At 39.2% G+C, this 7273-nt stretch carries 7 protein-coding genes; 6 read left to right on the top strand and 1 reads right to left on the bottom strand.

Annotated features, from left to right (window positions below; genetic code table 11):
* The coding region (gene glnE, locus H5115_RS08050) for a bifunctional [glutamate--ammonia ligase]-adenylyl-L-tyrosine phosphorylase/[glutamate--ammonia-ligase] adenylyltransferase (RefSeq protein ID WP_182754659.1) at window positions 1-2747 on the bottom strand (2747 nt) is incomplete at its 3' end.
* A 77-nt stretch (window positions 2748-2824) separates the two neighbouring features.
* Between glnE and H5115_RS08045 the strand changes: the two genes are divergently transcribed.
* The 6 genes from H5115_RS08045 to ruvX all read left to right on the top strand — a co-directional run bounded on the left by H5115_RS08045 (window position 2825) and on the right by ruvX (window position 7253).
* Window positions 2825-3718, top strand: a complete 894-nt coding sequence (locus H5115_RS08045; RefSeq protein ID WP_002961952.1) for a hypothetical protein — start codon at window positions 2825-2827, stop codon at window positions 3716-3718.
* A gap of 65 nt (window positions 3719-3783) precedes the next feature.
* Window positions 3784-4284: a hypothetical protein gene (locus tag H5115_RS08040; RefSeq protein WP_182754657.1), complete on the top strand. Its 501-nt coding sequence runs from the start codon at window positions 3784-3786 to the stop codon at window positions 4282-4284.
* Between the two features lie 69 nt (window positions 4285-4353).
* Window positions 4354-5088, top strand: coding sequence for a 16S rRNA (uracil(1498)-N(3))-methyltransferase (gene rsmE / locus H5115_RS08035; RefSeq protein ID WP_002961950.1), 735 nt, complete (start codon window positions 4354-4356; stop codon window positions 5086-5088).
* 54 nt (window positions 5089-5142) lie between these two features.
* A complete protein-coding gene (gene gshB, locus H5115_RS08030) occupies window positions 5143-6093 on the top strand; it encodes a glutathione synthase (protein WP_182754655.1) in 951 nt (316 codons plus the stop codon).
* Window positions 6094-6208: 115 nt separating this feature from the next.
* Window positions 6209-6766 carry a YqgE/AlgH family protein gene (locus tag H5115_RS08025; RefSeq protein WP_002961948.1) on the top strand — a complete coding sequence of 186 codons (558 nt, stop codon included), beginning with the start codon at window positions 6209-6211 and terminating at the stop codon, window positions 6764-6766.
* 37 nt (window positions 6767-6803) lie between these two features.
* Entirely contained in the window at window positions 6804-7253 is a 450-nt protein-coding gene (gene ruvX, locus H5115_RS08020; protein WP_002961947.1) for a Holliday junction resolvase RuvX, read from the top strand.
* Window positions 7254-7273: the final 20 nt, after the last annotated feature.

The raw sequence follows: 7273 nt of genomic DNA, 5'->3' as shown, positions 1-7273 counted from the left end.
TCTTGTAAAAACGTTTCTCGCGGGATCAATTTGCCTTTTTGCTCCAAGCTCAATACGTGATAACACGAGCGGTAATCAATATACGCTTTTATCAACTGCTGCTTTTGCTCTTTAGTAATACAACCTATATTTGCCGCATCCGTTAATATTCTTACGTTGTCTGAGTAAACTGTAAGCTGTTCAAACTCGTTTGCGTGTTTAAGTACTAAATATTGCGTAATAAACTCAATATCAGCCATGCCACCAACATCTTGTTTTAAATCAAATTGATCAATATTTCCCTTCGCTAGATGGTCGCGCATTTTTTCGCGCATTTTTATTACATCAGCTTTTAGCACGGTATCATCGCGCTGCTGGCAAAGTATATTTTTACGAATTTGTGAAAAACGATCTATCAGATCGTTTTGACCTAAAATTAATCGAGCCCGAACAAGTGCTTGATGCTCCCACGTCCATGCTTGAGTTTGCTGATAGTGATTAAAGCTCTCTAAATTGATAGCCAATAAACCAGAGGCTCCTTCAGGACGTAATCGCGTATCAAGCTCGTATAAAATGCCCGATGCAGTACGGGTATTAAATAAATGCATTAAGCGCTGAGCGAGCTTTAAATAAAACTGACGAGAATCTATCGGTTTTTCACCATTAGTTAGGCTTGAGCCATCATGATTATGCACAAACACCAAATCTAAATCTGAGTCGTACCCGACTTCTAAACCACCTGTTTTACCATATGCAATAACAGCAAAACCTTTATTCTCATCATCTGTGCCAGGGGGCATCCCAAAGCGCTTAACAGTGTTATGCCATGCAATATTAACGGCTTGGTCAACAATCGCCTCTGCCAGTACGGTTAAATGATCGCTTACTTTCATTACGTCAAGAACACCGGTTGCATCGGCGGCAGCAATTCGTAATTGATGAGTTTGCTTAAATTGCCTAAGCGACTCCATTTGCAGTTCTAAATCGTCATGCTCTATTCGTAAAAAATACTGTCTTATTTCATCTTTATACGCTGTGAGCGGGGTCGGCTTATAAAGAACTGCGGGGTCTATTAGTTCATCAAGTAATATGGGGTAGCGAGAAATATGCTCCCCTATCCATTTGCTATGACAACACAGTAAAACAAGTTGCTTTAATGCACCTTGGTTTTCGTAAAGCAATTCTAAATAGGCAGTACGCGAAATTATCTTATTAAAAATTTGGCAAACCATTGTGAAAGCTGCTGCACTGGCATTAAAGTCATTTAATTGATTTAGTAAAACAGGCATTAACTTATCAAGAGTGTCACGCCCTCGGTTACCTATATTTACCTTAGACAGCCTTAATTTAAAATCGTTAAGGGGTGCTTGCCATTCATCTCTGGCCTCTTTTAAAAAGCTCACATCACCATGATCCCAAGCACTAATAAATGCGCCTTCACAGGTATCAAGTGGCGCAGTTTCCTCGCCAATCACAAGTGCAAACTCACCGTTAACTTGTTTCATCACCTTTTCTATAGTGTTTAAAGTGGCAGAAAAATCAGCTTGTTCTAATAATAAATTTAAGCGTTGCTGATTCAATTCATCATCGGGGAGTGTTTGCGTTTGCTGATCGTCAAATATTTGAAGGTACTGCTCAACTTTACGTAAATAAAGGTAATTGCGCCTCAGCTCGCTTGCTTCTTGCTCATCTATAACTTGGTTAAGTGCCAACTCATTTAATGCTTTGAGTAAAGATTGGGTTTGTAAATTAGCCTCTCGCCCACCTCTTACCATTTGCAGGGCTTGCACTATAAATTCAACTTCACGAATACCACCAGCGCCTAGTTTTATATTATTAGTTAAGCGTTTACGGCGAACCTCTTGTGCAATCATTAACTTCATTTTACGCAAGGATTCAATCACCGAAAAATCTATATACCGGCGGTAAACAAACGGCTTTAAAAGCTTAATAAATTCATCCCAATATTTATTAGGGGTGCCAATTAAGCGCCCTTTTAACATGGCGTAGCGTTCCCAGTCGCGCCCTTGTTCTTGGTAGTAATCTTCAATGGCATTAAAGCTCATAACCAAAGGGCCGCTTTCGCCAAACGGACGTAAGCGCATATCAACTCTAAATACCTGCCCATCACCGGTGGCTTGGTTAAGTGCTGCAATCAGTTTTTGTGCAACTTTGGTATAAAATACTTGGGCCTCAAGGCTTCTGCGGCCACCTTGGGTTTTTGTGCTGCGCGGATACGCAAAAATAAGATCAATATCAGAGGAATAATTTAGCTCCTGTCCGCCAAGCTTCCCCATCCCCAATACCATTAGCGGCATTGCTTGGTTTTGCTCATCAAGCGGCTCACCATTTACTTTTGCCACCTGTGCATGCGCCCATTGGTTGGCGCTATTAATTAACATGTCAGCCAGTTGGCTTATGTAATTAATACTATCGGCAAGGGGGTTATTACAGCATAAATCTAAAAAGGCGACTTTAAGCCAGTACTTTTCACGATATTGACGAAGTACTTTATGGCACTGTGCTTCATCAAGGTCAGCTAAATTGAGGTTTTTAAAAGGAGAATCTATTACTCTATTTTGTATTTCGTCTTTGCATAATAGCCAGGTATTTAAATCAGGTTGTGACTCTAAACTGCGCCAAGCAAAGTCGCTTAATGCTAATAACCTTACAACTTCACTTTGTTTACTTTGCTGCGGGTATAACTGTTCAAAGCGCATCAAGCCAAGTTTTTGTAATTGAATAGGAAGTTGCTTTACGTTACTCATCAATCCTCTCTTTTATATCATCAATAACCGTACTAGAATGATTAAAACCTAGAAAGGTTAACTTAATTAGGATCACCATGTCATATTTGTCTTTATCTAACACTAGTTTTATTGCGATTGCCATTAGTTTTGCGGTTATTTGCATAACTATTTTTTGTTTACGAGTTGTCACTCAAATCAAAGCAAAACAAGCGCTTAAAGATGAGTTAGCGCAACACGACAACTTTGCCATGGGTATTAGTTTTGCATCTGAAATATCGGTTGTTATAGCCACTATAGCCTTTTTATTTGACGAAATAAGCGTAAGCACTGCACAGTCAAACCCGTTAAAAGTGTTAATTATTATTGTTCTCTTATTCACTTTTATAAAAGTGGGCCATTTAATTCACAGAAAATGGATACTCCACAGATTTAATGAAGAAGCTGCCATACTAAAACAAAATGTATGTGCTGCATTGGTAGACTCAGGAATGTTAATCGCTAACTGTATTATTGCTCTGGGCTTGTACACGTGGACACACACCCAAGGGTTTAGCAACTTACTTATTGCTTGCGTTAGCTTTTTTACACTTCAGGGGATGTTTGCACTTGATAGCAAAATACGAGAACACCGTTTTGCAAAAGCAAACCAAGGTGCGTCACTACAAAGTAACTTTAACCTAGAAAATACATCTATTGGTATAAGATATGCTGGAAAATCAATTGGCTTAGCGTTGGCTGTATATGCTGGTTTATCTAGCGCAGCATTTCAAAACGGTAAAATGGTTGAAAACATATTTACACTTGTAATGCATTGCGGTGTAATGTGGATACTACTTTACGGCTTAACGTATGTGATAAAAGTTATCTCTTTACCAAATATTGATACGGCTCTTGAAATAGACCATCAAGATAATATTGGGGTAGCATGCATAGAATTTGCTGTTTTTTGTGCTATAGGTTATTTACTTATTAGTATGTTTTCTCTTTAGACCTTTTTTACTGAAAATACAGCAATTAAAACGTCTGCATTTAAGTAATAATGGTAATTACTTAGATGCAACAAGGTCCTAGCTCTATGCCGCCTGAAATAACGAACTATTTGTTAATTGACATAGACAACGAATTTAGCCGCGCATTTGCCGAATACTATGTAAATAGTAATGGCATAACAAAAGCGAGTACACTTATTGCTGCAGGGAGTAATACCCGCCAATTAGTAAAAATGATGTTTGACGAGCTTATTAAAGACTATAGTTATTGCGATCTTGAAAACGAAATAAGCGTTTCTGAGTTAATTAATTATTTAAAAGATCATCACGATTTACACGGAGTCCTTTTCAATAGCACCGATTATTTACTCGCAAGTGATAAGCAGCGCTTTATTTATAACTCCTTGCATAAAGAACGCTTTTTAATAAATCTTGATGATACAGGCTATACACTCAGCCGGGTTACCGACGAGACGTTAACGGAACCTTCGCAAAATTATCACGATATAGCGCACACCCCACAAGATTTAATAGATCTCGCCGAACAACTTAATAAAAATAAATAATTGCGCACAGCCCCCAGCTTACTTACCATAGCAATATATATTTTTACGCTATGTAGTAAGTGACGCCCTATGCGAGTTCCTCATATTTATCAAACATCGAGTATTGCCCTAAACACCCCTGTAACTTTAGATGACGATGCTGCAGGGCATATTGGCAGAGTGCTGCGCATGAAAGTAGGCGAGCATGTATCTATTTTTAATGGCGAAGGTGGCGAATACCTTAGTGAAATAATTGAGGTAACAAAAAAAACAGTCGTCGTAATGCCATTAGAACTTAACCCTCACGATGTAGAATCTCCACTTAAAATTCATTTAGGTCAGTGTGTATCCCGTGGTGATAAAATGGATTTTACAATTCAAAAGTCAGTTGAACTAGGTATTACCGAAATCACCCCTATTTTTAGTCAGCGCTGTGGGGTGAAACTAATGGGCGATCGTCTTGAGAAAAAACACCAACAATGGCAAAAAATTGCAATTGCAGCGGCTGAGCAGTCAGGGCGTAATTTTGTGCCAATTATTCACCCACCTATAGATTTAAAACAATGGCTTGCACAACAAACCGATGCAATTAAGCTCACTCTTCACCCTCGTGCTGAGCACAGCATTAAAACCATTACGGTACCTAAAGATGGCGTACGCTTTTTAGTAGGCCCAGAAGGTGGCTTTACCGACGATGAAATGGCACTAACCAAACAACTAGAATTTGTAGATATTCGCTTAGGCCCGCGCGTTTTACGAACGGAAACAGCCGCTTTAACGGTCTTAAGTGCATTACAACTTCAATTTGGCGATTTAGCTAATTGAAATAACTAAAAGCACCCTCATATAAACAGTAACATTTATAGTAAGGCACAGCGCATGGCAATTAAGTTAGGTATTATTTCAGATCCTATTAGTGGATTTAACATCAAAAAAGACACCGGTTTTGCAATGATGATGCAAGCGCAAGAACGTGGCTACGAAATTTATTATATGGAGATGGACGATTTATCTCTTCGTAAAGGCAAGTCGTACGCTACAGCGTCTAAAGCGCAAGTGTTTAATAATGCAGAAAAATGGTATGAGCTTGAAGAAAAAGCCACTATAGCCCTTGCCGATCTTGACGTAATTTTAATGCGTAAAGACCCTCCTTTTGATACTGAATACATTTACGCGACGTATATTTTAGAGCGTGCTGAACAAGAAGGTACGTTAATAATTAACAAGCCACAAAGCCTTCGCGATGCTAACGAAAAGCTGTTTACAGCATGGTTTAGCGAGCATACGCCTGACACACTTGTTACACGTAGCCAAAAACAAATTCGTGAATTTTTAGCACAGCATAAAGACATTATTTTAAAGCCGCTTGATGGCATGGGTGGCGCATCGATTTTTCGCATCAGAGAAGACGATGCCAACATTGGTGTAATTTGTGAAACGTTAACCGAGCACGGCAACCGCTTCGCAATGGTGCAAAATTACATTCCAGAGATCAAACAAGGCGATAAGCGCGTACTAGTAGTTGATGGCGAAGTTATTCCATATTGTTTAGCGCGTATACCACAAAATGGTGAAACACGCGGTAATTTGGCTGCAGGCGGTCGAGGTGAAGCCCGTCCACTTAGCGAATCAGATTTAAAAATAGCGCAAGCTGTTGCACCAACGCTCAAAGAAAAAGGCTTAATATTTGTAGGTTTAGATATTATTGGCGATAAATTAACTGAAATTAACGTAACTGCACCAACGTGCGTACGCGAAATTGAAGCTGCTTATGATATTTCTATCACAGGTATTTTATTTGATGCAATTGAGCGTAAATTAGGTAAGTAATTACCACAATAAAAAGCCCATTAGTTTAAGCCTTTCATGCAATTAATGGGCTTTTTATGTCAATTTAAATAACTATGCCATACTCAAAGTTCATTAACTAAAAAGGGTGAAATCTATGCAGTCATTAGAAAATCATTTTTTAATCGCGATGCCGTCAATGCAAGACCCTTTTTTTAAACGTGCTGTTACCTATATTTGTGAGCACAATGAAGATGGGGCTATGGGCTTGGTAATAAACCAACCTATTGATGTTACTGTTGGCGAACTTTTAGATAAAATAGAAATTGATAACGACAAAACGCAAAACGCAGCAAAAGTAAGTGTGTTTGCAGGTGGACCCGTTAAAACTGACCGTGGTTTTGTACTGCACTCTCCCCAATCGGGTTATTCAGCAAGTCAAAAACTCAGTAGCGATATTATGATCACTACCTCAAAAGACGTTCTAGCAAACTTAACCACTGCACAAGCACCAGAGCAGTTTATTATTACACTTGGTTATTCAGGGTGGGAGCAAGGACAACTCGAACAAGAGTTACTTGATAACAGCTGGTTGATCATAGAAGCCGATCCGAAGATCATTTTTGATACCCCCGTTGAAAAACGATGGGAAAAAGCAGTTTCAATGTTGGGCTTTGATATTAGCCAACTCAGCCCTGAAGCTGGTCACGCATAATAGTAACTAACCCTTAGCAAACTTAAACAAGATACACATGACAAAAAAATCGCTTAAGCCGCAAGGCGAACGCACTGTAATGGGCTTTGACTTTGGCACCAAAAGTATTGGTATTGCTATTGGGCAAGAGTTAACCGGCAGTGCGTCTAGCCTTAAGGCTGTAAAAGCACAAGATGGTATTCCTAATTGGGACCATATCGCCGTACAAGTAGCCGAGTGGCAGCCTGACTTAATGGTTGTTGGTTTACCACTAAATATGGATGGAACATCACAAGAGGTTACCTTTAAAGCAAAAAAGTTTGCCAACAGATTGCATAATCATTATGGCATTCCTGTGCAAACACAAGATGAGCGTTTAACAACAGCGGACGCTAAAGCGCGACTTTTTGAAAGTGGCGGCTATAAAAACTTAGGTAAAGGTAACGTAGATAATATGTCTGCGGTTATTATTTTAGAAAGCTTTTTTGAATCTAGTTACGGTGAATAAGCTGGCTATTTAAACAACCC

Origin of the sequence: Pseudoalteromonas sp. SR44-2, assembly GCF_014163745.1 — a bacterium.
GTDB classification, from domain to species: Bacteria; Pseudomonadota; Gammaproteobacteria; order Enterobacterales; family Alteromonadaceae; genus Pseudoalteromonas; species Pseudoalteromonas distincta.
The sequence above is the reverse complement of the archived record's forward strand: the minus strand, read 5'-3'. Positions and strand labels throughout refer to the sequence as shown.

Coding starts and splice junctions, on each gene's coding strand:
- H5115_RS08040 (WP_182754657.1), top strand. CDS start 3,784: ATGCAACAAGGTCCTAGCTCTATGCCGCCTGAAATAACGAACTATTTG.
- ruvX (WP_002961947.1), top strand. CDS start 6,804: ATGACAAAAAAATCGCTTAAGCCGCAAGGCGAACGCACTGTAATGGGC.
- H5115_RS08025 (WP_002961948.1), top strand. CDS start 6,209: ATGCAGTCATTAGAAAATCATTTTTTAATCGCGATGCCGTCAATGCAA.
- rsmE (WP_002961950.1), top strand. CDS start 4,354: ATGCGAGTTCCTCATATTTATCAAACATCGAGTATTGCCCTAAACACC.
- H5115_RS08045 (WP_002961952.1), top strand. CDS start 2,825: ATGTCATATTTGTCTTTATCTAACACTAGTTTTATTGCGATTGCCATT.
- gshB (WP_182754655.1), top strand. CDS start 5,143: ATGGCAATTAAGTTAGGTATTATTTCAGATCCTATTAGTGGATTTAAC.